This is a genomic window from Nonomuraea sp. NPDC004702 (assembly GCF_053601695.1).
Genome location: NZ_JBSGCE010000003.1, coordinates 328700 through 355694, shown reverse-complemented (window position 1 = coordinate 355694; position 26995 = coordinate 328700). Strand labels below are relative to the sequence as shown.

The following is a 26995-nucleotide window of genomic DNA, read 5'->3' as shown; positions in this document are numbered from 1 at the left end:
GGGCCCCGACGAGACGTGGACGTCACCCCGCCTGATTCATGGCAGGGAGAGGAAGTGGGTCAGACCGGGGCCCGGGACGTGAGGTCGGTCCGGGCGCTGCACGGGGCAGCGGTCTTCACCGCGGTCATCGAACCTCACCTCCCTTCCACACAGATCCAGTACCGAACGAACGGCAGCTTAGCAGCTGTCCGGACACCGGGGCTCACTCCTCCTGGCGGAAGATGATCGCGGTGCCCGACGCGGCCTCGGCGGGCACGAAGATCTCCTGGCGGCCGGTCACGCGTACGGGCACGTCGTTGTCGCGCAGGTGCTGTCGCGTGGCGGTGATGTCCCGCACCGACACCGTGCAGGCGACGAACGCGGGCAGGGCCGCGGGCTGCTCACCAGGCAGCAGGTCGCCGAGCGCCGAGGCGGTGACGACGGTGACGTCCGCCCGGTCGAAGACGTGCGGCCGACCGTCGCACGCCTGCCCGAAGTAGGTGGCATAACGCCGCATCAGCGCGGGGAGCGCCTCGTCGGCGACGCACAGCACGCATTCGACCAGCCCGGTGGCGCCGTTGGGGTGGACGGTGTGCGGCTGGACGCCGCCCGGTCGGGTCGGCGTGTTCTCGGCGAATCCGATCCTGCCTTCCGGCACGCGCCCGGCTGGCAGGCCGGGGGCGGAGATCTCCAGGTATCGGACCGGTTCCATCGTGGTGCCGGTGCGGGTCTCGACGGGGCGCTGCACGGCGTGCACGCCGGCATGGTCGACGCCGGCCGCGGTCAGTCCCGCGGCGATGACGTCGATGTCCGGTGTGTTGGCGATCATGATGTGCAGGCCCTGGAACCGCTGCAGGAACGACGCGATGTTGGCGGTGGTGGCGCCGACGGCGGCCAGAAGTCCGGGCAGCCTGTCGTCGGGCACCCGCAGCGGGATCGGCCGGGCCTCGCCGGGCAGGTGGCCGGCGTCGTCGATCACGGCCACCAGCTCGATGAAGTTGCGCGGGAACTGCACGTGCGCGTTGGCCACGCCGAACGGCTCGGCGGCTCCTCCGGCGACCCGCGGCAGCATGGGGTAGGTGGGTGCGGCGACGGTGAAGCCGAGTCGGCGGTAGGTGGTCATGGCCTGGGTCATGTCGTGCACGATGTGGCCCACGTGGTGCAGGCCGGTGATGTCGTCGCCCATGGTGAGCCTCCATGCGTGCGGTCCTGGGGGCGTGTTCCCCTGATCGGAGTTTTTGAGAGTACACCATCGTTTGATAGTCATCTCTCATTATTGCTTCGGTAGAGTGTCCCGCATGGGAGAGGGCGGGCTGCGCGAACGCAAGAAGGCCAGGACACGGGAGACGATCCTTCGCGAGGCGTTCAGGCTCTTTCGTGAGCGGGGCTACCACGCCACCACCACCGAAATGATCGCCGAGGCCGCCGAAGTCTCTCCGGCCACCTTCTTCCGCTACTTCCCGACCAAGGAGCATCTGGTCGTCCTCGACCGCTTCCCGCCGCTCACCGAGGCGTTGGCCGCTCAGCCGCCGAGCGCCCCCGTCCCCCTGCTGCGGGGTGCCTTCCGCGCCGCCTTCGCGTCCCTGTCGCCGGAGGAGATCGCCGCCGGGCGCGCCCGGGAGGTGTTCGCGGTCACCGTGCCTGAACTGCTGGCCGCCAACGTGCGCAGGAGTCCCGGCCTGATCGCAGAGGTCCGCCGGCTCGTGGCGGACAAGTCCGGCTGTGCTCCCGACGACCCGCGCGTACGCGACGCGGTCGGCGCGGTCTTCGGGATCGTGGCCATGGTCTGGATGCAGTGGGCGCACGATCCCGGCCTGGACGGCCCGGCTGAGATCGACACAGCGCTGGCGCACCTGGAAGCCGGCCTGAACCGCACCTAGATCGGCTGCCCGCTTCGTGCGGTGGAGCCGGCGCCGGCCCGATCGGCCGACGGGACTACGCGGGGCGCCGGCGCGGCGGCCCGGAGCGCAGCTGGGTGACGATCTCGGCGGCGAGGTGGCGGGCGTTGTGGCCGGCGCCGATGAGGGTGTCGGAGGCGGGGCCGGTCCAGTCGCCGTAGCCGTGCAGGTGCAGGCGGGGCTCGGCCAGGACGCGGGTGCCCGCGGTGGCGATCACGCCGCCGGGGCCGCGCAGCCGCAGCGGGGCCAGGTGGTGGAGAGCGGGACGGAAACCGGTGCCCCACACGATGGCGTCGAAGGCCGCCGCGCTGCCGTCGGACCACGTCACCCCGTCGGGGGTGATCCGGGTGAACATGGGCTCGGCCTTGAGCACACCCCGGTCACGGGCCTCGCGCACGGGCGGGACGGCGATGATGTCGCCCAGGTCGGGGATGTCCCCGGGGTCCCGCCCGGCCAGGACGGCCCGGTAGCGGCGGGCGGTCAGGGCGAACACGGCGCGGCCGTCCAGCTCGTCGGGCATCAGCCGGGGCGGGCGCGACGTCGCCCAGGCGACCTCGGTGACCCGGGACAGGTCGGCGAGGATCTGCGCGGCGGAGTTGCCGCCGCCGACGACCAGCACCTGGCGGCCACGGAAGGGCTCGGGACCGCGGTAGCCGGCGGTGTGCAACTGCTCGCCGCAGAAGTCGCGGATGCCGGGATAGTACGGCACGTACGGCCGCCACCAGGTGCCCGTGGCGCTGACGACGATGCGGGCGTGCCAGAGTCCGGCGGTGCTCTCCACGGCGAGGCGGTCGTCGGCCCGCCGCACCGCTCGCACCGCGGCGGGCCGGACGATCGGCAGCCGGTAACGCCGCTCGTAGTCGGCGAAGTAGGAGACGACGTGGGGGGCGTCCGGGTAGCCGTCGCCAGGGGGAGTCGGCATCATGCGGCCGGGCAGCGAGCTGTGCCGGGCGAGGGTGAACAGGCGCAGCGCCGGCCAGCCGTGCCGCCACGCGCCGCCGGGGGCCTCCTGGGCGTCCAGGATGACGAAGTCGGCGCCGGCCCGGCGCAGGTGGTATCCGACTCCCAGTCCGGCCTGGCCGGCACCGATGACCACGACGTCGGCCAGGTGCGGGATCCCGGTCATACGACACTGTCGGGGGCGGCCATGACACGGCTCCTTAATTCGATATCAGTCGAAATTATAGATCGTCGCAGAAGGTGTGAATCTCGGTCATCGGTGCGGTGACTATCGTTGCGGGAACCGGCACCCTCGCCGTTAGCGTCGGCGCAGCGGTCGGCGGCCTCATCGCCGATCCCTGTCGAACGGAGCATCCGTGATGAACGTCGATGTGATCGTCGTCGGAGCCGGGCCGACCGGGCTCATGCTCGCCGCAGAGCTGGGCCTGGCAGGGGTGGCGGCCGTGGTCGTCGAACGGCTTCCCCGGCGCAGCGGGCAGTCCAAGGCGCTCGGCATCCAGCCCCGCTCCGCGGAGGCGCTGGAGTTGCGCGGTCTCCTCGAACCCCTCATGGACCGGGCGATCCAGCGGGTGCCCGGCGGGCATTTCGCCGGGCTCCGACTGGACTACACCGCCTGGGACACCCGGCATCCGTACTCGATCGGCATCCCCCAAGGGCGCGTCGAGGCGCTGCTGGAGGAGCGGCTCGGCGAGCTGGGCGTCCAGGTCCTGCGCGGGCACGAGGTGACCGCGCTGTCGCAGGACGCCGACGGGGTCGAGGCGACCCTGCTCGGGCCCGCGGGCGGCGGGTCGCGGGTCACCGCGCGTTACCTGGTGGGCTGCGACGGCGGCCGCAGCACCGTCCGCGAGCTGCTGGGCGTCGGCTTTCCCGGCCTGGACGGCAGGCTGCTCTCGGTGGTCGCCGACATCACGATCGCCGACCCGGACGGCGCCGTGCCGGAGACCTGGACGCTGCCCGTCATGACGCCCGACAAGACCGGCAAGGGCTACATCGCGCCCATCGGCGATGGCGTGCACCGGTTCCTGTTCTACGGGGCCGAGCAGCAGGCGCTGTCCCGCGACACCCCGATCACCGAGGAGGAGGTGCAGCGGGCGCTGCGCAACGAGTTCGGGCCGGGGGTCCGGCTGACGGGCGTCCGGTGGGCGTCCCGGTTCACCGACGCCTCGCGGCAGGTCGAACGGTACCGGCACGGCCGGGTCCTGCTCGCCGGGGACGCCGCGCACATCCACTCGCCCATGGGCGGACAGGGACTCAACCTCGGGCTGCAGGACGCGTTCAACCTGGGCTGGAAACTGGCGGCCGAGATCGGCGGATGGGCGCACGAGGGGCTGCTCGACAGCTACCACTCCGAACGGCATCCGGTCGGCGCGCGCGTGCTGGCCAACACCCGGGCGCAGGCGGTGCTGATCGTGCCCGAGGAGGAGAACCTGGCCCTGCGCGACATCGTCGAGCAGCTCGTCCGGGTGCCCGAGGCCAACCGGATCGTCGCCGGCATGATCTCCGGGCTGGACGTCCGCTACGACCTGCCCGGCCGCCGCCATCACCTGCTGGGACGCCGCGTCCCCGACCTCGACCTGGTGACGTCGTCCGGGCCCGACAGGGTGGCGCGGCTGCTGCGCGACGGCCGCGGCCTGCTGCTGACGACCGCCGACGAGGCGGCGTTCGCGCGGGCCGCCGGGCCGTGGTCGGCCAGGATCGGCCGGGTGCACGCGCAGGCGGAGCTCGGGGCGGACGCCGTCCTGGTACGGCCCGACGGCTACGTCTGCTGGGCCGGTTCCGTCACCGACGTCTCCGGCCTCACCGACGCCCTGACACGGTGGGCGGGCGCTCCCGCCGGTGAACGTCCCTGAACGATCACCGGTCGCGCGCGGCCTTGACCGCCACCGGCACGATGGCCAGCGCCAGAACGCCGCCGCCGACGGCGAGGAGCGGGTAACCGGCGACGGCGACGACGAGGCCCGAGGCCATGCCGCCGGCGGCGCCGGCGATCGCGATGGAGACGTCGACCCAGCCCTGCGTCCCGGCCCGGGTGGCCGGCGGGACGGCGTCGGTGATGATCGCGGTGCCGGAGACGAGGCCGAGGTTCCAGCCCAGCCCCAGCAGCGCGAGGGCCACCGCGTACGCGGCGACGGAGTCGTCGGGGGCGACGGCGGCGAGCGTTCCGGCGGCCGGCAGGACCAGCCCGGAGGCGGCGGCGACCCGGAGCGGGCCGTGGCGGTCCACGAGCCGACCGGTCAGCGGCGAGGGCAGGTACATCGCGCCGATGTGGATCGCGATGACCAGGCCGGACGCGGCGGCGCCGGAGCCGCTGTCGTGCATGTGGACCGGCGTCATGGTCATGATCGCGACCATGACGACCTGGCTGAGCACCATGACCAGCGCACCGGCCGGCACGCCGGGGCGGCGCCGCGCGGCGTCCGGACGCGGCCGACCGGCAGCGTCCTCCGGCGCGGCGGTGAGGTCGGCTTCGAGTACGCGGGCCAGCAGGAGCGGGTCGGGACGCAGCCAGACGGCCAGGACCAGGGCGGCCAGCGCGTAGGCGACACCGGCGAGCAGGAACGGCCCGGCCAGGTACGGGATGCCGAGGACGGCCGCGAGGCTGCCGGTGGGCGCGGCGAGGTTGGGCCCTGCCACGCCGCCCAGAGTGGTGGCGACCAGCACGGTGGACACCGCGGCCGCCCGGCGTGCGGGGGCGGCCAGGTCGGCTCCGGCGTAGCGGGCCTGGAGGTTCGTGGCGGTGCCGGCGCCGTACAGGAAGAGGGAGAGGAACAGCAGGCCGGGGTGGCCGGCGACGGCGGCGACGATGACGCCGCCGCTGCCGACGGCGCCGGCGAGATACCCCAGGGCGAGGCCGGGGCGACGGCCGCGGGCCTGGGAGAGGCGCCCGACGGCGACGGCCGCCAGGGCGGAGCCGGCGGTGCCCACGGCGCTGGGCAGCCCGGCCAGGCCGGTGGAGCCGAGCATGTCCTGGGCGAGCAGGGCGCCGACGGTCACGCCGGCCGCCAGCCCGACGCCGCTGAGGACCTGGGCGATGACCAGGACGATCAGGGAGCGGCGCTGCGCCTCGACGCGCGGGACGTCGGCTGCCCGGACGGGCACGTTGGTCGTCACGAGAGAGCTCTTTCGAAGAGGGGTTGCATCGACGGCGTGGCCCAGGCCCGCAGGCGTGGTCAGGCCCGATCGCCCAGGTCCAGGCGGTCGAGCAGGCCGCCGGCGGTGAAGGCGGCCACCAGGTCGTCGCGGCCCTCGGTGAAGTGGGCCCAGCTGTCGTAGTGCACGGGCACCACCCGGCGGGCGCCGAGGATCCCGGCCGCCGCCACGGCCTGCGCGCTGTCGAGCACGATCAGCCGCCCGTCGAACAGGACGGAGAACCGGGGCCCACCGGCGAAGAGCACGGCGGTGTCCACCGGGCCGAACCGGCCGGCGATCTGCCGGACCGCGTCCAGCGAGGCGTTGTCGCCGCTGACGTAGACCGTGGGCAGGCCCTCCCCGGTCAGGACGAACCCGACGACCTGGCCGGTGATCGGTTCGACCTCCTCGCGCGGGCCGGGGCCGTGCACGGCGGGCACGCCGGTGACGGTGATCGTGCCGCCGTCGCGGCGGTCCAGCTCGATCGACTCCCAGTCGGCCAGGCCCCTGGCCGTGCCGCCCAGCCGCTGCCCGCCCCCGGGCGTGGTGAGCGTGAGCGGGACGTCGGCCAGCAGCGCGCGGCCCGCGTGGTCCAGGTTGTCGGGGTGCTCGTCGTGGGAGAGCAGGACCACGTCGATGCGGCCGAGGTCGGCGGGCGTGGCGGACGGGGGAGCCGTCTTGGTCAGCCGGCCGCCCGGCACGTGGTAGTCGCCGGGAGCGTCGAAGGTCGGGTCGGTCAGGAAGCGCAGGCCGCCGTACTCGAACAGGGCGGTGGGACCGCCCAGGACGCGGACGGGGATCTGCTCGATGGGCGCGCCAAAGTTGGCCATGCGAATTCCTCACGGATGGGAAGCGGTTTATCCGTGATGACGGTAACGGTGTCTCACGGACGAGCGCAAGCCGTACCATGAGACACATGAGCGAGACGCCGACCGCCGAGTCCGTGCTGCCGCCCGCGCCGGGGGCGGAGGACCACCTCGCCCTCGACTTCGTCAACAGTGCCATCGCGCTGCCCGGAGGGCAGTTCGTCGACCTGCTCGGCACCCCGGCGGCGACGAATCTCTGGCTCGCCGAGCGCGGCCTCGCGCCGGCCGACGCCGGGGTGCAGGAGATGTGCGCGACGCAGCTGCGCTCGCTGCGCGAGCACGTCAGGGCGTTGTTCAGCGCGCGGGTCGCGGGGCTGCCCGTCCTGCCCGCGGCCCTGTCCGCCGTCAACGACGCGCTGAGCAAGGCCCCCACCGCCGCCCTGCTGTACTGGGACGAGAAGAACGGCCCCTACCGCGTGACGCCGTGCCCCACCAACGAGATCCTCGACCGCGCCCTCGCGACGCTGGCCGCCGACACGGCCGACCTGCTCACCGGCCCCGACGCCGAACGCCTCACCAGCTGCGGATCTCCGCCCTGCAACCGCTACCTGCTGCGGCACGGCCGCCGCCACTGGTGCTCCACGCGGTGCGGCGACCGCGCCCGCGCCGCCCGCGCCTACGCCCGGCGCACCCAGCCCACTCCTGGCTGACGGCCCGCGCCGGTGTGGCGCACGTCACACGTTCGGCTGTCACAGGACGCGGGTCTCCGGCATCTCTTGGTCGAACCACTGAGAAGCAAGGAGCACATCATGGAAACCCGCCTCAACCTCTTCGGCAGCCCGGTCGTCGCCAAGGCCCTGGGACACTACGGCGCAGTGGCCCCGGTGCTCATCCAGGAGTCGGCGCTGCCGGCCACGACCCAGAACCTGGTGATGCTGCGCGCCAGCCAGATCAACGGCGACGGCTACGCCACCGACGTCCACGGCACGAACGCCGCGCACGCCGGTGAGACCCTCACGCGCCTGAACCTGGTGGCCACGTGGCGCGGGTCGACGGTGTTCACCGACGCCGAGCGGGCCGCCCTGGAGCTGACCGAGCAGGGCACCCGCATCGCCGACGGCGCCGGCGGCGTCACCGACGAGGCCTGGGCGAACGCCGCCGAGCACTACGACGACGACCAGCTCGCCGCGCTGGTGGCGTTCATCGCGCTCATCAACGCCACCAACCGCTTCGCCGTCATCAACCGGCAGCGCGGCGGCGCCTACCGGCCCGCCGCCCGCTGAACGACCCCGGCGACGTCCCCGCGCCCGCTACCGCCGGCCGGGGGCGTCGTCGGCGGTCTGGGTGCGGTCGATGATGTCCAGGACGGCGTTCCTCGTCTCGCGGAAGGCGGCGGCGGTGTCGGCGGCGGCCGCGGTGACGGCCTGGCCGGCGGGAACGATCACCGGTTCGAGCAGCAGGGCCACGGCGTCGGCGAGGACGTCCGCGGGGTCGCCGGCGCTGGGCGGCGCGGAGTCCGGGACGGACATGGCGGTGCCGAAGCCGGTGAGCAGGGCGTGCATGGCGTACGACTGGTCGGCCAGCGGGCGGTCCTGGCGGAGCAGACCGTGCCGGCGCAGGACCGGCATGACCGCCTGGCACATCGCGCTGGGCCGGGTGCGGTCGAACAGGTCGCGGTCGCCCGTCTGCTCGGTGAGCAGCCGCACCAGGTCGGCGTCCTTGGTGGCGAGGCGGCGGGCCAGCGGGGAGCTCAGCGCGGTGCGGATCAGCAGCGGAGCCAGGTGGCGCGGCAGCACGGCGGCGGGGTCGGCGGTGATGCGGGCGATGACCGCCTCCAGGAAGGCCAGCAGCTCCCGGGCGAACAGGCCGAGGACGAGGTCCTCCTTGGTGGGCCAGTACAGGTAGACGGTGCCCTTGCCGACCCCGGCCGCCGCGGCGATCTCGCTGACGGTGACCTTCCGCACGCCGTGGTCGGCCACCAGCTCGCGCGCGCTGTCCAGAATGCGGGCGGCCTTGTGCGAGTGGTGTTCGATCAGGCGGCTCACTGCGCTGTCCTCCGGGTCGTGGGGCATGATGTTCGGTTGTGCGTCAGAGGGCGGCGACGTCGAGGTTCTTGGCCCGCATGTCCTTGTTGTTGAGCATTCTCCTGCCCATGGCCCTGCCGACGCCCGGCATCCGCATCAGGCGCATCATCCCAGCTCTCAGCAACTGCTCCTTACGGTCGTGCGGGGTGAAGATGCGCCGTCCGGGCAGCGCGCTCTCCTGCTGCAGGTGGACGAACGGCCGCATCCGCGCCTCCCAGGCCCGCAACGCACCGGGCAGGTCGCCGGGGTGGCGTTGCAGCATGGTGCCCAGCAGCTCGCCGCCCGCCAGGCCGCTGGAGGCGCCCATGCCCGCGTACAGGGTGACGCACCAGGCGGCGTCGCCGACCAGGACGACCCGGCCGCGGCGCCAGCGCGGCATCCTGACCTGCTGCACCGAGTCGAACAGCGCGTCAGGGGCCTGCTCGTAGCGGGTCAGCAGCCCCTCCAGCAGGGGGCCGGCAGGCTCGGGGCCGAAGGCGGCGCGGATGGAGGCGACCGGCGGGCGGCGGAACTCGGCGTCGGCGTCGGCGGTGCGGTAGGAGAACAGCACGCTCGGGGCGTGGTCGGCGAACGGGAAGGCCCACACCGAGCGGCCCGGCTCGGCCAGGACCAGCCCCTCGTGCAGGCCGAAGCCGTCGACCGGGCCGTCCAGCACGGTGGCGCCGACCATGTAGCCCATCGGGTGCAGGTACTCCTCGTCGGGGCCGAAGACGAGCCGGCGCACCGTCGAGCGCAGGCCGTCCGTGCCGATCACCAGGTCGAAGCGCTCGGTCACGGTGGCGCCGGACGCGGTGTCGTGCAGCGTCACCTCCGCCGCCGCGTCGTCCTGGGTGATGCGGGCGGGGACGGTGGAGTAGCGGATCTCCACGTCGTCCGGCAGCGCCGCGAACAGGCCGCGCTCCACGTCGCCGCGCAGCAGCGGCCGGGGCCCGCCGGGGAGGAGGGACGGGTTCATCCCGGGACGCCGGCGCCCCGCCCGGTCCACCTCGTAGCTGGTGACATGGGGGCCGCTGCGGTCGCCGATGGCCTCCAGCACGCCCAACCGCCCGGCCGAGGCGACGCCGGCGCCGAACAGCATGATGAAGTAACCGCCGGAGCGGCGGGCAGGCGCCCGTTCCACCACCACCGGCTCCCAGCCGATCTGGCGCAGCCGCAACGCGGTGGCGATGCCGGCGATCCCCAGCCCGACCACCAGCGCCCGGCCGGTCGTCCTGCCCGCATGCGTCATGGCGCACTCCTTTCATGAGCTTCCCTGAGCATGCTAGCGAACGAACTGACCAAAATGGTTCTGTTGGTCAGTTCGCACGAGCGGGCCCGGGAGGAGTGCGTGGCGGGCGCGTCAGGCGACCGCGGTACCCTCCAGCTCGACCATCAAGGTGGGGATCGCCAGCCTCGTCACGCCGAGCATCGTGGTGGCCGGCGCCGCCCCGGCGGCCCCCAGCCTCGCCGCCAGCACGCCGTAGTGCTGGAAGAGCAGATCCACGTCCGTGGTGTAGACGTTGAGCCGGACGAGGTCCGTCAACGACATGCCGGCCTTCCCCAGGACGGCCTCCAGGTTGTCGAGGCTCAACGCCAGCTGCGCCGCCAGGTCGCCGTCATGCCGGGGCGTGCCGTCGTCGCCCATCGCGGTCTGCCCGGAGCAGTACAGGGTGCGGGTCTGCCCGGAGACCAGCTCGCCCTGGTTGAACCCCATCTCGACCGACCAGGTGACCGGGTTGATCGCCGTTCGTTCCAGTGTCATGTCAGCTCCGTTCGATGTCACGTTCTTCGACGTCATGGTGATCAGCCTCCCAACGAATCACGACATCCTGTGTCGTGTATCTCGATAGGGTTTTCGCATGCGTGCCGACCGGCTGGTCTCCCTGGTGCTGCTGCTGCGGCAGCACGGACGGCTGTCGGCGGCCACCCTCGCCCGCGAGCTGGAGGTGTCCACCCGCACGGTGCTGCGCGACATCGAGGCGCTGTCCGCGGCGGGCGTCCCGGTCTATGCCGAGCGCGGCCGGCACGGCGGTTTCGCGTTGCTGCCCGGCTTCCGGACCGAGCTCACCGGCCTCAACCCCGACGAGGCGCTCGCCCTGCTGGTCGCCGGGTCGCGGCGCGGCGCGCAGGCGTTCGGCCTCGGCTCGGCGCTCGCCTCGGCGATGCTCAAGGTGGTCGACGCGCTCCCCGACAGCTACCGGGACACCGCGGCCGGCGCGGCCGAGCGGCTGCTCATCGACCCGGAGACCGACCTGCTGTCCCGCCGGCTGGCCGCCGAGGAGGTGCCCGACGCCGTGGCGGCCGAGGTCCTGCGCGCGGTCTTCGCCGGACGCAAGCTGGAGATCCACTACGCGCCCTTCGGCGGGGCGCCCGAGTGGCGGACGGTCGACCCGATCGGCCTGGTCACCATCCGCGACCGGGGCTACCTGCTGGCCACGAGGTCCGGGGCCGACCGCACCTACCGGCTGTCGCGCGTCCAGGCCGCCAGGGCGCTTCCCGAACCCGCGCAGCGGCCCGACCGGGTCGACCTGGACCGGGCCTGGCAGGAGCGCAGCACCCGGTTCCGTACCGGCGGCGACCAGGTCACCGTGCTGGTGCGGATGGCCCCGAGGCGGCGGGAGGAACTGCTGGGCACCGCGCTGGCCGTCCTCGCCGAAGAGGCCGACGCCGACGGCCTGCTGCGGCTGGAGGTGACGTTCCAGGACGACAGGCACGCCGTCTGGGCGTTGTGGCAGCTCGGCACGGACGCCGAGGCCCTGTCCCCGCAGTGGTTGCGCGACTCCCTGCACACCCGCGCGACCGCGCTCGCCACCCGCTACCGGGCGCCGTCCTGAGAACCGGCCGCCTGCCGCGCGGAGCCTGCCTGAAAACCTGTTGGCGGGCCGCGGGTGCCGCTGTTAGTTTGCCGGTGGCCGTGCGAGAGATCGAGGAGGTGGTACCCGTGGACACAGCAACGACATGGGTGCTCCCCTCAGGGGTCACGGTCGGCGACTGAGGCAGGTGTCGCCGGGAGCGCCGCGCCAGCAGGCACTCCCGAAAGGCAACAACCATGCATTCTCCCCAGCCCACCGCAGCGCCCCTCGACCACGACGTGGTCATCGCCGGGTGCGGGCCGACCGGCGCGATGCTCGCCGCCGAACTGCGGCTGCACGACGTACGGGTCCTCGTCCTGGAGAAGGAGACCGAGCCCAAGTCGTTCGTCCGCATCGTCGGTCTGCACGTTCGCAGCCTCGAACTGATGGCGATGCGCGGCCTGCTGGAGCGCGTGCTCCAGCACGGACGACAGCGTCCGGCCGCCGGGTTCTTCGCCGCCATCGACAAGCCCGCGCCCAAGGGCCTGGATTCCGCGCACGCCTACATGGTGGGCATCCCGCAGCCGGTCATCGAGCGGCTGCTCGAAGAGCACGCGCTCGACCTGGGCGCGCACGTCCGGCGCGGTCACGAGGTGACCGGTCTCGACCAGGACGACGAGGGCGTGACCGTCGAACTGGCCGACGGGGAACGGGTGCGCGCCCGCTACCTCGTCGGCTGCGACGGCGGGCGCAGCACGGTGCGCAAACTGCTCGGCGTCGGCTTCCCGGGCGAACCCTCGCGGAACGGGACGCTGATGGGCGAGATGGAGGCGGGCGTATCGCAGGAGGAGATCGCCGCCACGGTGGCCGCCACGGTGGCCGGGATGCGCGAGAAGCCCCAGCCGTTCTGGCTCCGGCCCTTCGGCCGGGGGATCTACGGCGTCGTCGTGCCCGCGGCCGAGGCCGGCGACCGTGCGGAACCGCCCACCCTCGACGACTTCAGGCGACAGCTGCGCGCCGTCGCCGGAACCGACTTCGGCGTGCACTCCCCGCGCTGGTTGTCCCGCTTCGGGGACGCCACCCGCCTGGCCGAGCGGTACCGGGTCGGGCGGGTGCTGCTGGCCGGCGACGCGGCGCACATCCACCCGCCCATCGGCGGACAGGGCCTGAACCTGGGCGTTCAGGACGCCGTCAACCTCGGCTGGAAGCTGGCCGCGCGGATCCGCGGCTGGGCGCCGGACCCGCTGCTGGACACCTACCAGGCCGAACGCCGGCCGGTCGCGGCGGACGTGCTGGACAACACCCGCGCCCAGACGGAGCTGCTGTCCGCCGAACCGGGCCCCCGGGCCGTGCGCAGGCTGCTCGCCGAGCTGATGGACTTCGACGAGGTGAACCGCCACCTGATCGAGAAGATCACCGCGATCGGCGTCCGCTACGACTTCGGCGAGGGCCCCGACCTGGTCGGCCGCCGCCTGCGCGACATCGACGTGAAACAGGGTCGCCTCTACGACCTGCTGCGCCGCGGCCGCGGGCTGCTGCTGGACCGCACCGAACGCCTGACCCCCGGCGGCTGGTCGGACCGGGTCGACCACCTCGCGGATCCCACCGCGGCCCTCGACGTCCCGTGCGTCCTGCTGCGTCCGGACGGCCACGTCGCCTGGATCGGCGACGACCAGCGTGACCTGGACGGCCACCTGTCCCGCTGGTTCGGCAGCCCCGCCTGACCGGGGTCAGGTGACGCGGGAGGCCGCCCGGCGGTTCGGCCCGGTCAGCGGGCAACGGCTGCCTCCCGCGTGCCGAGGACGGCGGGCCTGATCGTGTGCGCGCACCACTGAGCGAACCCCGGTGGCCGTCAGGGGTAGGTCACCGGTGGCCGAGAAAATAGTCGCCGGCGGATGTCGAGAACCCTCAGGCGGCTCCGTCCCAGGGGCGGAACACGAAGACGACCCCGAAGGGACGACCATGCGGACGAACGAGATCACCGAGATCCTGAACCGGCCGATCAGCCAGGAGCTGCTGGCCCGCGACCTGACCCGGCTGGCGTACGTGGCCAAGGACGGCACGCCGCGCAACATCCCGATCTCGTTCACCTGGAACGGTTCCGAGATCGTCATGTGCACCACGAAGAACGCCCCCAAGCTGGCGTCCCTTCGCGCGAACCCCATGGTCGCCCTGACGATCGACACCGAGGTGCACCCGCCCAAGATCCTGCTGATCCGCGGCCGCGCAGAACTGGACGTCGTGGACGGCATCCCGGAGGAGTTCCTCCAGATGAACGGCTCGTACGAGATGACGGCCGAGCAGCGGGTCGAGTGGGAGGCCGAGGTCCGCTCGCTCTACGACGGCATGGTCCGGATCATCGTCACCCCGACGTGGGTGAAGCTGATCGACTTCGAGACGACGCTGCCGAGCGCGGTCGAGGAGCTGATCAGGCAGCGGGCCGAGCGGGAGAGCGCCGCGGCCCGGTAGAAGGTCCCGCACGAACCGGCGGCCCGGGCGCTTTGGCCCCGGGCACAAGGTCTCAGACGCTATTCGTCGTCCACGATGAAGAGGACGGCGGCAGCCTGGCCTAGCGTTCGGTCATGCGCCGCCTCTCCCTCGACGACCTGTACGGCCTGGCCGTACCCGGTGATCCACAGCTGCGTCCGGACGGCTCCGCCGTCGCCTACACCCTGACGACCGCGGACCGCGAGTCCGACGCCAACGTGACCGAGATCTGGCTGGCCACCCCGGGCGCCGCCCCGCGCAGGCTGGCGACCGGCGCGGCCCCCCGCTGGTCGACCGACGGCCGCACTCTCGCCTTCCTGCGCCCGGCCGGCGGGCCGCCGCAGATCCATCTGCTGCCCATGGACGGCGGCGAGCCGCGCGTCCTCACCTCGGCGCCGCTGGGCGCCGGCGTGCCCGTCTGGTCGCCCGACGGCACCCGCATCGCCTACGCCGGGCCGTCCGGCGAGGTGGACCCGAACGCGCCGATCGTCATCGACACGCTGGAGTACAAGGCCGACGGCGCCGGGCTGCTGTGCGGCCTGACCACGCACCTGTTCGTCGTCGACGTCGAGGACGGCGCCACGGCCCAGGTGACCTCGGGCGACTTCCACGCCGGCGCGCCCGCCTGGGCCCCGGACGGCGACCTGCTGGCCTTCACCGCCGGCCTGGACCCCGACCGCGACCTGGACATCTGCGGCGGCCTCTACCTGGTCGAGCCCAAGCAGGACGGCGCGCTCGAACGCGCGGGCGGCGACGGCGTGATCTGCGCCGGCGTCTGGTGGCTGGGCGGCCGCTGGATCGTGGCCGGTTACCGCGGAGTGCCCGAGGGCCACACCCGCCTGTTCGCGCTGGAAGGGGATGACTTCGCCGAGATCGAGATCGGCCTCGACCGCAACGTGATGATCGGCGCGCCCGGCTACCCGGGGGCGACGCCCACGATGAACGGCGACGACCTGCTGTTCTGCGTCCGCGACCGCGGATTCACCCACCTGTACCGGTTGACGCCCGGCGGCGTCGCCGAGCGCATCGTGGACGAAGACCGGAACGTGGCCGGCGTCAGCGTCGCCGCCGGACGGGTGGCCTACGTCGCCGCCACGCCGCGCAGCTCCGGTGACGTCTACCTCGACGGCGAGGCCCTCACCGACCACGCCCCCGAGGGCGTCGAGCTGTTCCAGGCGCGCAGCCGCACCTTCACCGCCCCGGACGGCACGCCGGTCGAGGCGTTCGTGCTGCGCGACGAGACGCTGACCGAGCCGGGCCCGCTGCTGCTGGACATCCACGGCGGCCCGCACAACGCCTGGGCGCCCGTCTTCGACGGCGTGCACCTCTACCACCAGGCGCTCGCCGCCCAGGGCTGGACCGTGCTGCTGGTGAACCCACGGGCCAGCGACGGGTACGGCGAGGCGTTCTACAACGCCGGGCTCGGCGCCTGGGGCATCTCGGACGAGGACGACTTCCTCACCCCGCTCGACGTCCTGGTCGAGGAGGGCGTCGCCGACCCCGCCCGGCTGGCGGTCACCGGCTACAGCTACGGCGGCTACATGACCTGCTGGCTCACCGGCAGGACCGGGCGCTTCGCCGCCGCCGTGCCCGGCGGGGTCGTGGTCGACCTGCGCAGCATGGCCGGCACCGCCGACCTCGGCTATTTCCTGGCCAAGCACGAGGTCAGGGACGAGTTCGTCGAGCAGTCGCCGATCACCTACGCCGGCGACGTCGTCACCCCGACGCTGATCCTGCACGGCGGGTCGGACGACCGCTGCCCGATCGGCCAGGCCGAGCAGTGGTTCGAGGCGCTGCGCGAGCGCCGGGTGCCGGTCCGCCTGGTCCGGTATCCCGGTGGTTCACACCTGTTCATCCTCAACGGACGGCCTTCACACCGCTTCGACTACAACGAAAGGATCCTCGCGTGGCTGGATCAATGGGTCAGCGTCTCGCCGAACTGATCGAGAAGTACGAGGTCCCGGGCGCGGCGCTCGCCTACCTGCACAACGGGGAGCTGCACGAGTTCGCCGCGGGCGTGCTCAACGTCGACACCGGCGTGGAGGCGACCCCCGACTCCCTGTTCCAGATCGGCTCGGTCTCCAAGGTCTGGACGGCGACCCTGCTCATGCAGCAGGTCGAGCGCGGCCGGCTGACCCTGGACACCCCGGTCGCCGAGCTGCTGCCCGGCTTCCGGGTCGCCGACGCCGAGGTGACCAAGACCGTCACGGTCCGGCACCTGCTGTCGCACACCAGCGGCATCGACGGCGACCTGTTCCTCGACACCGGCCGCGGTGACGACTGCATCGAGAAGTACGTCGAGGCCTGCGCCGACCTGGCGCAGAACCACCCGCTCGGCGCCACCCAGTCCTACTGCAACTCCGGCTTCGTCATCGCCGGGCGCATCCTGGAGGTGCTGGAGGGCAAGACCTGGGACGAGGTGCTGCGCGAGAACATCTGCGAGCCGCTCGGCCTGACCCACACCTGGACGCTGCCGGAGGACGTGCTGCGCTTCCGTGCCGCGCACGGCCACGTCGAGGACGGCAAGGCGGCCCCGGTGTGGGGCCTCATGCGCTCGTGCGGCCCGGCCGGCCTCATCTGCGCCCGTCCGCGTGACGTGGTCGCCTTCGGCCGCGCCCACCTGGAGGGCGGCCTGCTGGACGACCCGCGGGCGATGTGGGAGCCGCAGGTCGACATCCCCAACCCGCACACCCTGGGCAGGCAGTGGGGCATCGGCTGGATCCTCGACGAGTGGTCCGGCCACCGCGTCATCTCGCACGGCGGCAACACCATCGGCCAGCACGCCATGCTCTGGGTCGTGCCCGACACCGGCACCGTCGTGTGCGTGACCACCAACGGCGGCCACAGCGGCGCCCTCACCCACGCCGTGGCCACCGAGCTGTTCGCCGAGCTCGACGGCCTGGCCGTGCCGCCGGTGCTCGGCCCGCCGGAGACCCCCGTGCAGGTGGACGTCGAGCGGTACGCCGGCGTCTACGAGCGGGTCGGCGCGCGCATGACCGCCAGCGTGCACGACGGCGCGCTCAGGTTGCGCGTCGAGTCGACGGGCGCGCTCGCCGCCCTGCAGGAGCCGTTCGACCTCGACCTCGTCGCCGTCGACGACGTCACCTTCGTCGGCCGCCGCGAGGGCGACCCCGACTGGGTCTCGGGCGTGTTCTACCAGCTCGACGACGGCTCGCCCTACTTCCACCTCGGCGTCCGCGCCACCCCCAAGATCGCCTGAGGAGACCGCATGGACCTGCAGAAACGCCTCGACGAAGCGGCCGCGGCGCACGACGTGCCGGGCGCGGCCATCGCCGTGTGGACCGGCGGCCAGTTGCATGAGGCGGCCACCGGCGTGGTCAACCGCAACACCGGCGTCGAGACCACCACCGACAGCGTCTTCCAGGTCGGCTCGACCACCAAGGTGTGGACGGCCGCCCTGATCATGCAGCTCGCCGAGGAGGGCCTGCTCGACCTGGACGAGGAGGTCGGGCACTACCTGCCCGAGTTCGCCCTGTCCTACGACGCCGTCATCACCGTCAGGCAGCTCCTGACGCACACCGGCGGCTTCGACGGCGACCTGTTCGAGGACACCGGGCGCGGCGACGACAGCCTTGAGAAGTTCGTGGCCTACCTGCACGGCGCGGGCAAGGTGCACGAGCCGGGCGAGCTGTTCTCGTACTGCAACGCCGGCTACTGCGTGCTCGGCGCCATCGTGGCCAGGCTGCGCGGCACGACCTGGGAGCAGGCCATGCGGGAGCACCTGCTGAAGCCGCTCGGCGCCACCCACGCGGCGCTGCTGGCCGAGGAGGCCGTGCTGTTCCGCGCGGCGGCCGGGCACATCGGGCCGGGCAACGACGTCTACGCCCAGTGGCAGATGCCCCGCTCCAACGCGCCCGCCGGGGCCACCATGTGCCTGGCCCCGCGCGAGCTGGTGCGCTTCGGCCGCATGTTCGCCGCGGACGGCCTGGCCGAGGACGGCACCAGGGTGCTGTCGGCGGAGAGCGTCGCCGCGATGCGCACCCCGCAGGTCGCGGTGCCGGGCGTGCCCGGCCTGATGGCTGCCAACTGGGGGCTCGGCTTCGAGCTGTTCACCTGGGGCACCTACGGCCACGACGGCGGGACCCCGGGCCAGAGCACGTTCTGGCGGGTGGCCGACGACGGCTCGTACGCGATCGCGATGAGCATCAACGGCGGCAACTTCATCGGCGTCATGAACGACCTGCTGCTGCCGCTGCTCAGGGAGGGCGGGCTGGCGGCCCCCGACCTGCCCGCCCCGCCGGAGCAGCCGCGCGCCGTGGACCCCGCGCCGTACGTCGGCCGGTACGAGGGGCCGCAGCTGGCCTACGAGGTCTCGCCGGCGGACGACGGCGTCGAGGTCACCCTGATCCCCGGCGCTCTCATGGCCAGCATGGGCCAGCAGGCCACCACCGCCAGGTACGTCCACCTCGCCGAGGACACCTTCATCGCCGAGCAGCCCGAGGAGGGCAGGCACGACACCGTCACGTTCGTCCTGCGGGACGGTGTCGCCACGCACCTGCACAACGGCCGGGCGGTCCGGCGTGTTTGAGCGGGACGCGCGGCAGGTCTTCGCGGCGGCGGGCGTGCGCGGCTTCGTGCACGCCCGCGACGTGGACGGCGGGGCCGAGATCGGCCTCGACCCGGACGCCCCGGTGGTCCTGGCCTCGGTGTTCAAGCTGCCGATCCTGCTGGAGTACGCCAGGCAGGCCGCGGCGGGCGAGGTGGACCGCACCGAACGGCTCACCGTCACCGCGGCGGACAAGGACGGCGGCATCGGCACCTCGGGCTGCGCCGACGACGTGTCGCTGACGCTGCGCGACCTGGCCCACTTCATGATGTCGATGAGCGACAACGCGGCCACCGACGTGCTGCTGCGCCGGGTGGGCCTCGACCGCGTCAACGCCACGCTGGAGGGCCTCGGGCTCAGGCGCACCCGTCTGATCGGCGGCTGCGCGACGCTGTTCGAGTCCGTGGTGGAGGAGCTGGGCACCATCGACGTGGCCGGCATCCCCGAGGAGCGCATCAGGGCGCTGGCCGTGCGCGATCCGGAACGGACCACCGCGGGCACGCCCCGCGAGATCACCACCCTGCTCGGTTCCGTCTGGCGCGACGAGGCGGGCACCGCCGAGGCGTGCGCGGAGGTGCGCGACATCATGAGCAGGCAGATCTGGCCGCACCGCCTCTCCTCGGGCTTCCCGGACGAGGTGCGGGTGTCGGCCAAGACCGGCACTCTGTGGGGCGTGCGCAACGAGGCGGGCGTCGTGGAGTACCCCGACGGCGGCCGGTACGCCGTCGCGGTGTTCCTGCACGGCGACAACCTGGCCTTCCGCATCCCGGCCGCGGACGCCGCCATCGGCCAGGCCGCCCGTCTCGCCGTCGAGCACCTGCGCGGCTGATGACGGTCTACGTCGACTATCGTGAGCGGATGAACAGCCGTCCGCGTGCCAGCCTTGAGCGGATCCTGTTCGATCTCGGCAGCACGGTCCTCGACGTGGCCGCCTCGCCCGGTGACCTCGACACCGAGGTCACCGGGGTGCACATCTACGACCCGCTCGACGAGCTGTACGTGCCGCCGGGCGGGCTGCTGCTGGCCGTCGGCGTGCAGGGCGCCACCGCCATCTGCGGCCTGCTCGACGCCGCCCGCGAGGCCAGCGGCATCGTCGTCAAGCTGCCGGTCGACGTCGACGAGCAGGTGCGCAGCAAGGTCCTGGAGACCGGCGTCGCCGTGCTCGGGCTGACCAGGGCCGCGTCCTGGTCGCAGGTCGCCGCGCTGCTGCGCTCGCTGCTGGCCGAGGGCGACCTGGCCATGCCGGAGAAGGGGCCGCAGGGCGATCTGTTCGCGCTGGCCAACGCCGTCTGCGCGTTGCTCGACGCGCCCGTCACCATCGAGGACCGGTCGACCCGCGTCCTGGCCTTCTCCGGCAGGCAGGACGAAGCCGACCCCGGCCGGGTCGAGACCGTGCTCGGCCGTCAGGTGCCCGAGCGTTTCCAGCGCATGCTCGACGAGCGCGGCTTCTTCAAGAAGCTCTACCAGAGCCGCGACCCGATCTACATCGAGCTCGACGGCGACAGCATCAACCGGGCGGCCGTGGCCGTCCGGATCGGCGACGAGATCCTCGGCTCCATCTGGGTCGCCGTGCGCGAGCCGCTCACCCCGCAGCGCGAACGCGCCCTGGCCGACGCGGCCAAGATCGTCGCGCTGCAGCTGCTGCGCGAGCGCGCCGGCGCCGACACCCAGCGGCGGCTGCGCGCCGACCTGCTGTCCACGGTCCTGGCCGGCGGTTCCGACGCGGCCGACGCCGCGGGCCGGCTCGGCATCGCCACCGAGCGCCTGTGCGTGCTCGCCGCCCAGCTCGCCGACGGCGACGCGGCCGACCCGGCGCGCGGCGAGAGCGACCGGCAACGTTTCTGCGACGCCCTGGCGCTGCACGTCGGCGCCATCCATCCCAAGGCGGCCGCCGCGATGATCGGCTCGGTCGCCTACGCCGTCCTGCCGCTGAGCTCGGGCGGCGACGAGGAGACACGGGCCGTGCGCGTCGCCGAGTCCTTCCTGGCCAGGGTCGGGCCGCGGCACGCGGCCAACATCGGGGTCGGCCGGCTGGCCGCCAACCTCTCCCAGGTCGCGCGGGCCCGCGCCGACGCCGACCGGGCGCTGCGCGTGCTGCGCGCCCGCGGCCTGGCCGGCCAGGTCGCCGGTTACACGGCCGTGCACTTCGAGTCGCTGCTGCTCCAGGTCTCCGACGTGGTCGCCGCCGAGGAGCAGGTGCCCACCGGCCCGTACGAGCGGCTGCTGGCGCACGACGCCGAGCACGGCAGCGAGCTGGTGGCCACCCTGCGGGCGTATCTCGACGCGTTCGGCGACGTCAACGCCGCCTGCGCGCAGGTCCACGTGCACGCCAACACCTTCCGCTACCGGCTCAAACGGCTCACCGAGATCAGCGGGCTCGACCTGTCCGACCCCGACGCGCGACTCACCGTGATGCTGCAGATGCGGATCTTCGGACGCTAGCACGAGGTCGTCCGCGCTTTTTGTGAAGGGCGACGAAGAAGGTCGGGCCGCGAGGGACGAAGGTGGGTCACCACCCCACGCTCTCCTGGAGTCGCCATGAAGAAGACAGCGGTGCTCACCGCGTTGGCCCTGCTAGCGGCCGCGTGCGGCAGCGGCGGAGGTACGGCGGGCAGTACGGGCAAGCCTGTCACGGGCGGCACGTTCACCGCCGCCATCAGCGCGGACCCCGGGGTGCTCGACCCCGCCACGGGCGTGCTCTCGGTCACCAACGAGGTCCTGTCGGTGGCCTACGACACCCTGGTGTCCGTCTCGGCGGACGGCAAGACCGTGCCCGCCCTGGCCGAGAAGTGGGACGTCAAGCCCGACAGGGTGACCTTCACCCTGCGCAAGAACGTCACCTGCTCCGACGGCTCCAAGCTCACCCCGGCCGACGTCGCCGAGAACATCAACCACATCGCCGACCCCGCCGTCAAGTCGCCCATCTACGGGGTGCTCGTACCGGCCGGCATGAAGGCCGAGGCCGACGAGTCCGCCGGCACCGTGACGCTGTCGACGCCCGAGCCGTTCAGCTTCATCCTGGAGAGCTCACGGCTGCTGTTCATCGTCTGCGGCAAGGCCGTCAAGGACCGTTCGCTCATCGCGCGGGCCACCTCCGGGACCGGCCCGTACCAGCTCACCGAGGCCGTCCCCGGCGACCACTACACCTTCAAGGTGCGCCGGGAGTACGCCTGGGGCCCCGAGGGCGGCACCGCCAAGGACCTCCCCGAGACGCTCGTGCTCAAGGTGGTGCCGAACGAGCAGACCGCGGCCAACCTGCTCCTCGCCGGCTCGCTCAACTCGGCCACCTTCTTCGGCCCCGACCGGACCCGCCTGGAGGCCAACCCCGCGCTCGGCAAGATGATCGAGCCGCAGGGCAACGGCCAGTTCTTCTACCACCAGGGCGAGGACAGGCCCGGCCACGATCCCGCCGTGCGCAAGGCGCTGACCCAGGCGCTCGACATGAAGGAGCTGGGCGGCATCGCCACGGGCGGCACCGGCAAGCCGGCCACCGCACTCGTGCCGCCGCCCCGCCCGTGCCAGGGCGACACCGTCACCGGCCACGTCCCGGCCTTCGACACGGCGGCCGCCACCGCGGCGCTGGACGCGGCCGGCTGGAAGACCGGGGCCGACGGCGTCAGGGAGAAGGACGGCAAGAAGCTCTCCCTGCGCCTGTTGTACGCCACCACCAAGGGCCCCAGCATCGTGGCCGCCGCCGAGTACATGGCGGCGGTGTGGAAGAAGATCGGGGTGGACGTGAAGCTCAACGGCGTCATCGACACCAAGCTGTCGGAGTCGCTCAACGCCACCCAGGACTGGGACGTCGTCTGGCTGCCCATCGGCGTCACGCTGCCCTCGCAGCTGGTCGGCTTCCTGTCCGGCCCCGCCGCCCCGAAGGGCGCCAACTTCGCCCACCTGAAGAACGCCGAGTACGAGCGGCTGGTCGCCGAGGCCGCCAAGCTGACCGGCCCCGAGGGCTGCGCCAAGTGGCTGGCGTCGGAGTCGGCCCTGTTCGACAACGCCGACCTGGTGCCCGTGGTCGAGATGAACACGCTGACCGCCACCAAGGGCGCCACCTTCCGGACGATGGCCGGCCTGTACCTGCCCTCGACGATCCGCCTCACCCAGGGAGGCTGAGTGACCGTTCGGCGCCTCGTGCGCTTCGTCGTGTCGCTGGCGGTGCTGCTCGTGGCGTCGTTCGCGATGATCCACCTCATCCCCGGCGACCCGGTGCGGGCCTCGCTCGGCCCGGCCGCGCCGGTCGAGCTGGTCAGGGCCCGCGAGCAGCTGCTCGGGCTGGACAAGTCGCTGCCCGAGCAGTTCGCCGCCTACGTCGGGCACATCCTCACCGGCGACTTCGGCACCTCGTTCCTGACGGGCGAACCGGTCGGCCAGGTCATCGCCACCCGGCTGCCCAACACGCTGGGTCTGGCGCTGCTGGCCACCGTGGTGGCGCTGCTGCTGGCCGTGCCGCTCGGCATGTGGGCGGCCATCCGCACGGAGAACGGCCGGAACCGGGGCACCGAGATCACCTTCAGCTCGGTCACCGGCACCGCCGTCGCCGTCCCGGAGTTCCTCTACTCCATCGCGCTGGTGGCGGTCCTGTCGATCGGGCTGGGCCTGTTCCCGCCGGCCGGCAAGGAGGGGGCGATGTCGTACGTCCTGCCGGTGGCCGCGCTGGCGATCGGCCCGGTCGCGATGATCGCCCGCATCTCCCGGGTGGAGACCCTGCGCGAGCTCGGCACCGACTACGTGCGGCTGGCCCGGTCGAAACGGCTGCCCGCCGCCCGCCTGCACCTGCGGCACGTGCTGCCCAACACGCTGACCGCGACGCTCACCGTGGGCGGGCTGCTGCTCACCTCGCTGATCGCCGGCAGCGTGCTGGTGGAGTACGTCTTCGCCTGGCCGGGGCTCGGCCTGAAGATCGTCGAGTCGATCACGCAGAAGGACTATCCCGTCGCCCAGGCCGTCATCCTCGTCTACGGCGCGATCGTGCTGGTCGTGAACCTCGCCGTCGATCTGATCCTGGGCGCGCTCGACCCCACCTCCAAGATCAAGGAAAACTGATGCGTTTGCGCACCCCGGCCGCCGTCGCCGGAGCCGTGCTGGTCACGCTCATGGTGGTCCTGGCCGTCGTCGGCCCGCCGATCTGGGGCGCGGCGGCGGAGAAGATCGACGCGGGCGCCATCCTGCAGGGCTCCTCGGCCGCCCATCCGCTCGGCACCGACAACCTGGGACGCGACCTGCTGGCCAGGGTCCTGGTCGCGGGCCGGTTCTCCCTCCTGCTCGCGCTGGCGGCCACGCTCTTCGGCGCGGCCGTCGGCACCGTGCTCGGCGCGCTGCCCTCGGTGCTGCCGCCGCGCGGCGCCCGCTTCGTCACCGGCGCCGTCAACGCGCTCGTCGCCTTCCCCGGCCTGCTGCTGGCCATGTTCACCGCGGTGGTCGCCGGGCTCGGGGCCAAGGGCGCGGTGCTCGGCATCGGCGTGGCCATCGCCCCGAGCTTCGCCCGGCTCACCCAGACGCTGGCCGCGACCGTCGCGGGCGCCGACTACGTCGCGGCCGCCCGGATGCTCGGCGTGCCGCGCATGCGCGTGCTGACCAGGCACGTGCTGCCCAACATCGCCGAGCCGCTCATCCTCAACCTCACCCAGGCGCTCGGCGGCGCGCTGCTGGGCCTGGCCGGGATGTCGTTCCTGGGCCTCGGCGTGCAGCCGCCCGACTTCGACTGGGGGCGGCTGCTGTTCGACGGGTTCGGCCGCATCTACGTCACGCCCGAGGTGGCGCTGGGGCCCGCCCTGGCGGTCGCGCTGGCCGGCATCGGCTTCAACCTGCTGGGGGACGCGCTGGCCAAGGCCGCCGCCCGCACCGCCGTGCACACGCGGGAGGCCAGGCCCGCCGCGCCGCCCGCCCCCGGCGAGCCGGACCCCGAGGCGGTGCTGGAGGTCAGGGACCTGACGGTGACCTTCCCCGGCGGCGTCACGCCGGTGCGCGGGGTGTCGCTGACCGTCGCGCCCGGGCAGATCGCCGGGCTGGTCGGGGAGTCGGGCAGCGGCAAGAGCCTCACCGCCGCCGCGATCGGCGGGCTGGTGCCGTACCCGGGCGTGGTGACGGCGGGCAGGCTGGCGCTGGACGGCCAGGAGATCTCCGAGATGTCGCCCAAGGAGCTCGGAACCGCGCTCGCCATGGTCTTCCAGGACCCGATGGCCTCGCTCAATCCCGCGCTGAAGGTCGGCGGCCAGCTGGCCGAGGTCGCGATCGTGCACCAGGGCGCCGGCAAGGCCGAAGCCCACCGGCGCGCCGTCGACCGGCTCGGCCACGTGCACCTGCCCGCGCCCGAACGGGTGGCGCGACGGCACCCGCACGAGCTGTCCGGCGGCATGCGGCAGCGCGCCGTCATCGCCATGGGCCTCATGGGCACCCCCAGGCTGCTCATCGCCGACGAGCCCACCACCGCGCTCGACGTGACGGTGCAGCGGCAGATACTCAAGCTGCTGCGCGAGGTCACCGACGAGACCGGCGCGGCGGCGCTGTTCATCTCCCACGACATCGCCGTCGTCGGCGAGCTGTGCGACGTGGTCGTCGTCATGTACGCCGGCCGCGTCGTCGAGCAGCTCCCGGTCGAACTGCTGGCCACCGGCGCCGCGCACCCCTACACGCGGGCGCTCATCGACTCGCTGCCCGACATGGACACCGACAGGTCGCTGCCGCTGGCCAGCATCCCCGGCCGTCAGCCCGCCCCCTCCGACGTGGGCGACGGCTGCGCCTTCGCCGCCCGCTGCGAGCTCGCCACGGCCCGCTGCGCCGGCGAGCGTCCCCCTTTGACGTCGTACGGCAAGGCGCACCAGGTCGCCTGCTGGGAGGTCTGATGATCATCGAGAACCTGACAGTGCGGTTCGGCTCGTTCACCGCCGTCGACGACATCACCCTGGAGGTGCCGAACGGGTCCATCGTCGGGCTGGTCGGCGAGTCGGGGTCGGGCAAGTCGTCGGTGGCCAGGGCGGTGAGCGGCCTGGTGCCGCACACCGGCACCATCACCGGCGCCAGCCGCGTCCAGATGGTCTTCCAGGACCCCTACGCCTCGCTCGACCCCCGGATGAAGGTCGGGGCGTCCATCGCCGAGGGCTGCGGCAAGGGCTCGGTCGAGAGGCTGCTGTCGCTCGTCTCCCTGCCGCCGGAGGTGGCCACCCGCTACCCGCGCGAGCTGTCAGGCGGCATGCGTCAGCGCGTGGCCATCGCCAGGGCGCTGGGCGCCGAGCCCGACCTGCTGGTCGCCGACGAGATCACCAGCGCCCTGGACGTGTCCGTCCAGGGCTCGGTGCTGAACCTCGTGCGCAGGCTCCGCGACGAGCTGGGCCTGTCGATGTTGTTCATCTCGCACAACCTGGCCGTGGTGCGCTACGTCTCCGACGTGGTCGCGGTGCTGCACCAGGGGCGCATCGTGGAGCTGGGGCCGACCGAGGAAGTGGTCGGCGCCCCCGCCCACGACTACACCCGGTCGCTGCTGGAGGCCGTGCCCAGGCTGGGCCGCTCCACCACGTAGAACGCCTTGTCGTGGAAGGCGGTCACCACGCCGCCTTCCACGAGCAGGCCGCCCAGGACCTCGCGGACGGCCAGCCGCCACGCCTTGGCGGCGCCGGGGTCCGTGACGCGCAGCGCCTCGATGTCCTCCGGCAGCGCCACGAGCAGGGTGGCGGCGTCGCTGTCGCGCGTCACCGGCCGTCCGTCCTCGTCGGCCAGCACGATCGCGGCGTCCGCCGGGAGGGGCCGCCGGCCGGGCTCGCCCCGTACCAGGGCCGCCACGTGCGGCGCCGACAACGACCAGGAGGCCAGCACGCGGTCGGAGTCGCTGCCCTGGTTGATGGCGTCGGTCATGACGCCGTAGAAGCTCGGCAGGTACTCCTCGGGACGGGCGCCCAGCTTGGCCAGGTTGAAGTGGGCGTTCCTGCGCACCAGCGGATCGTAGGTCCAGGTGATGCGGTCGATGCCGCGCTCCAGGGCCCAGCTGCGCTGGTGCAGCTTCAGCTCGAAGCCGATGCCGTGGCCGCCGGCCGCGCCGGTGATGTGGGAGTGCAACGTGTTGCCCGCCCCGAAGAAGCCGACGGAGGCGCCCACCAGGCGGCCCGCGTCGTCGTACGCGCCGGCCACGTAGTTGCCCGCGTGCGACATCGCCCGCATCAGCTCGACCGTGATCGGCCGGCTGTCCGGGTCGAAGTGCCAGATCCCGTCGAACAGCTCACTGACCTGCTCGAACTCCGCGATCCCATGGAGTTCCCTGATCGCGATCAACGTGCCGGCCCTCCGAATGCTCAAGTGTCACGGTGACGCTACGGCACTG

24 protein-coding genes are annotated in these 26995 nt (G+C 72.9%); 16 read left to right on the top strand and 8 right to left on the bottom strand.

Annotated features, from left to right (window positions below):
* Positions 1 to 202: 202 nt before the first annotated feature.
* Complete coding sequence (locus ACWEJ6_RS06600) at positions 203 to 1165, bottom strand: VOC family protein (RefSeq protein ID WP_452421834.1); 963 nt, start codon at positions 1163 to 1165, stop codon at positions 203 to 205.
* Between the two features lie 112 nt (positions 1166 to 1277).
* Here ACWEJ6_RS06600 and ACWEJ6_RS06595 point away from each other — a divergent pair, with 112 nt between their 5' ends.
* Positions 1278 to 1859 carry a TetR family transcriptional regulator gene (locus tag ACWEJ6_RS06595; protein ID WP_452421832.1) on the top strand — a complete coding sequence of 194 codons (582 nt, stop codon included), beginning with the start codon at positions 1278 to 1280 and terminating at the stop codon, positions 1857 to 1859.
* Positions 1860 to 1914: 55 nt separating this feature from the next.
* On the opposite strand, the gene ACWEJ6_RS06590 is transcribed toward ACWEJ6_RS06595, so the two are convergent.
* Positions 1915 to 3003, bottom strand: a complete 1089-nt coding sequence (locus tag ACWEJ6_RS06590; RefSeq protein ID WP_452421830.1) for an ArsO family NAD(P)H-dependent flavin-containing monooxygenase — start codon at positions 3001 to 3003, stop codon at positions 1915 to 1917.
* Positions 3004 to 3196: 193 nt separating this feature from the next.
* Between ACWEJ6_RS06590 and ACWEJ6_RS06585 the strand changes: the two genes are divergently transcribed.
* Positions 3197 to 4687: an FAD-dependent monooxygenase gene (locus ACWEJ6_RS06585; protein WP_452421828.1), complete on the top strand. Its 1491-nt coding sequence runs from the start codon at positions 3197 to 3199 to the stop codon at positions 4685 to 4687.
* A gap of 4 nt (positions 4688 to 4691) precedes the next feature.
* On the opposite strand, the gene ACWEJ6_RS06580 is transcribed toward ACWEJ6_RS06585, so the two are convergent.
* The gene (locus tag ACWEJ6_RS06580; protein ID WP_452421826.1) at positions 4692 to 5948 is read right to left on the bottom strand and encodes an MFS transporter; all 1257 of its coding nucleotides are present in this window, start codon (positions 5946 to 5948) and stop codon (positions 4692 to 4694) included.
* A 59-nt stretch (positions 5949 to 6007) separates the two neighbouring features.
* Positions 6008 to 6796 carry an MBL fold metallo-hydrolase gene (locus ACWEJ6_RS06575; RefSeq protein ID WP_452421824.1) on the bottom strand — a complete coding sequence of 263 codons (789 nt, stop codon included), beginning with the start codon at positions 6794 to 6796 and terminating at the stop codon, positions 6008 to 6010.
* Between the two features lie 86 nt (positions 6797 to 6882).
* On the opposite strand from ACWEJ6_RS06575, the gene ACWEJ6_RS06570 reads away from it, so the two are divergent.
* Positions 6883 to 7482, top strand: coding sequence for a CGNR zinc finger domain-containing protein (locus ACWEJ6_RS06570; RefSeq protein WP_452421822.1), 600 nt, complete (start codon positions 6883 to 6885; stop codon positions 7480 to 7482).
* Positions 7483 to 7581: 99 nt separating this feature from the next.
* A complete protein-coding gene (locus ACWEJ6_RS06565; protein ID WP_452421820.1) occupies positions 7582 to 8055 on the top strand; it encodes a carboxymuconolactone decarboxylase family protein in 474 nt (157 codons plus the stop codon).
* A 27-nt stretch (positions 8056 to 8082) separates the two neighbouring features.
* On the opposite strand, the gene ACWEJ6_RS06560 is transcribed toward ACWEJ6_RS06565, so the two are convergent.
* The 3 genes from ACWEJ6_RS06560 to ACWEJ6_RS06550 form a co-directional block, all read right to left on the bottom strand.
* On the bottom strand, positions 8083 to 8817 hold the full coding sequence (locus ACWEJ6_RS06560; RefSeq protein ID WP_452421818.1) for a TetR/AcrR family transcriptional regulator: 735 nt from the start codon (positions 8815 to 8817) through the stop codon (positions 8083 to 8085).
* 43 nt (positions 8818 to 8860) lie between these two features.
* Complete coding sequence (locus ACWEJ6_RS06555; RefSeq protein ID WP_452421816.1) at positions 8861 to 10084, bottom strand: FAD-dependent monooxygenase; 1224 nt, start codon at positions 10082 to 10084, stop codon at positions 8861 to 8863.
* A 111-nt stretch (positions 10085 to 10195) separates the two neighbouring features.
* On the bottom strand, positions 10196 to 10591 hold the full coding sequence (locus ACWEJ6_RS06550; RefSeq protein ID WP_364336172.1) for a RidA family protein: 396 nt from the start codon (positions 10589 to 10591) through the stop codon (positions 10196 to 10198).
* Between the two features lie 103 nt (positions 10592 to 10694).
* On the opposite strand from ACWEJ6_RS06550, the gene ACWEJ6_RS06545 reads away from it, so the two are divergent.
* The 12 genes from ACWEJ6_RS06545 (at position 10695) to ACWEJ6_RS06490 (ending at position 26200) form a co-directional block, all read left to right on the top strand.
* Positions 10695 to 11669 carry a helix-turn-helix transcriptional regulator gene (locus ACWEJ6_RS06545; RefSeq protein WP_452421814.1) on the top strand — a complete coding sequence of 325 codons (975 nt, stop codon included), beginning with the start codon at positions 10695 to 10697 and terminating at the stop codon, positions 11667 to 11669.
* A gap of 215 nt (positions 11670 to 11884) precedes the next feature.
* Positions 11885 to 13351, top strand: a complete 1467-nt coding sequence (gene rox / locus ACWEJ6_RS06540) for a rifampin monooxygenase (protein WP_452421812.1) — start codon at positions 11885 to 11887, stop codon at positions 13349 to 13351.
* A 238-nt stretch (positions 13352 to 13589) separates the two neighbouring features.
* Positions 13590 to 14096: a pyridoxamine 5'-phosphate oxidase family protein gene (locus ACWEJ6_RS06535; RefSeq protein ID WP_452421810.1), complete on the top strand. Its 507-nt coding sequence runs from the start codon at positions 13590 to 13592 to the stop codon at positions 14094 to 14096.
* Positions 14097 to 14209: 113 nt separating this feature from the next.
* Positions 14210 to 16057 (top strand): S9 family peptidase, encoded by a 1848-nt coding sequence (locus ACWEJ6_RS06530; protein WP_452421808.1) that lies wholly within the window; start codon positions 14210 to 14212, stop codon positions 16055 to 16057.
* Entirely contained in the window at positions 16021 to 17334 is a 1314-nt protein-coding gene (locus ACWEJ6_RS06525) for a serine hydrolase domain-containing protein (RefSeq protein ID WP_352323281.1), read from the top strand. The genes ACWEJ6_RS06530 and ACWEJ6_RS06525 overlap by 37 nt, the downstream gene beginning before the upstream one ends.
* A gap of 9 nt (positions 17335 to 17343) precedes the next feature.
* On the top strand, positions 17344 to 18663 hold the full coding sequence (locus ACWEJ6_RS06520) for a serine hydrolase domain-containing protein (RefSeq protein ID WP_452421806.1): 1320 nt from the start codon (positions 17344 to 17346) through the stop codon (positions 18661 to 18663).
* Positions 18656 to 19510 carry a serine hydrolase gene (locus ACWEJ6_RS06515; protein ID WP_387674610.1) on the top strand — a complete coding sequence of 285 codons (855 nt, stop codon included), beginning with the start codon at positions 18656 to 18658 and terminating at the stop codon, positions 19508 to 19510. The genes ACWEJ6_RS06520 and ACWEJ6_RS06515 overlap by 8 nt, the downstream gene beginning before the upstream one ends.
* Before the next feature lie 29 nt (positions 19511 to 19539).
* Complete coding sequence (locus tag ACWEJ6_RS06510) at positions 19540 to 21123, top strand: PucR family transcriptional regulator (RefSeq protein WP_358287157.1); 1584 nt, start codon at positions 19540 to 19542, stop codon at positions 21121 to 21123.
* Positions 21124 to 21219: 96 nt separating this feature from the next.
* Positions 21220 to 22797, top strand: coding sequence for an ABC transporter substrate-binding protein (locus tag ACWEJ6_RS06505; protein WP_452421803.1), 1578 nt, complete (start codon positions 21220 to 21222; stop codon positions 22795 to 22797).
* Positions 22798 to 23727, top strand: coding sequence for an ABC transporter permease (locus ACWEJ6_RS06500; RefSeq protein WP_452421801.1), 930 nt, complete (start codon positions 22798 to 22800; stop codon positions 23725 to 23727).
* Positions 23727 to 25526: a dipeptide/oligopeptide/nickel ABC transporter permease/ATP-binding protein gene (locus tag ACWEJ6_RS06495; RefSeq protein ID WP_452421799.1), complete on the top strand. Its 1800-nt coding sequence runs from the start codon at positions 23727 to 23729 to the stop codon at positions 25524 to 25526. The genes ACWEJ6_RS06500 and ACWEJ6_RS06495 overlap by 1 nt, the downstream gene beginning before the upstream one ends.
* Positions 25526 to 26200 carry an ABC transporter ATP-binding protein gene (locus ACWEJ6_RS06490; protein WP_387674623.1) on the top strand — a complete coding sequence of 225 codons (675 nt, stop codon included), beginning with the start codon at positions 25526 to 25528 and terminating at the stop codon, positions 26198 to 26200. Before ACWEJ6_RS06495 ends, ACWEJ6_RS06490 begins: the two co-directional genes overlap by 1 nt.
* On the opposite strand, the gene ACWEJ6_RS06485 is transcribed toward ACWEJ6_RS06490, so the two are convergent.
* Positions 26146 to 26970: a GNAT family N-acetyltransferase gene (locus tag ACWEJ6_RS06485; protein WP_452421797.1), complete on the bottom strand. Its 825-nt coding sequence runs from the start codon at positions 26968 to 26970 to the stop codon at positions 26146 to 26148. The two genes, ACWEJ6_RS06490 and ACWEJ6_RS06485, sit on opposite strands and share 55 nt — an antisense overlap.
* Positions 26971 to 26995: the final 25 nt, after the last annotated feature.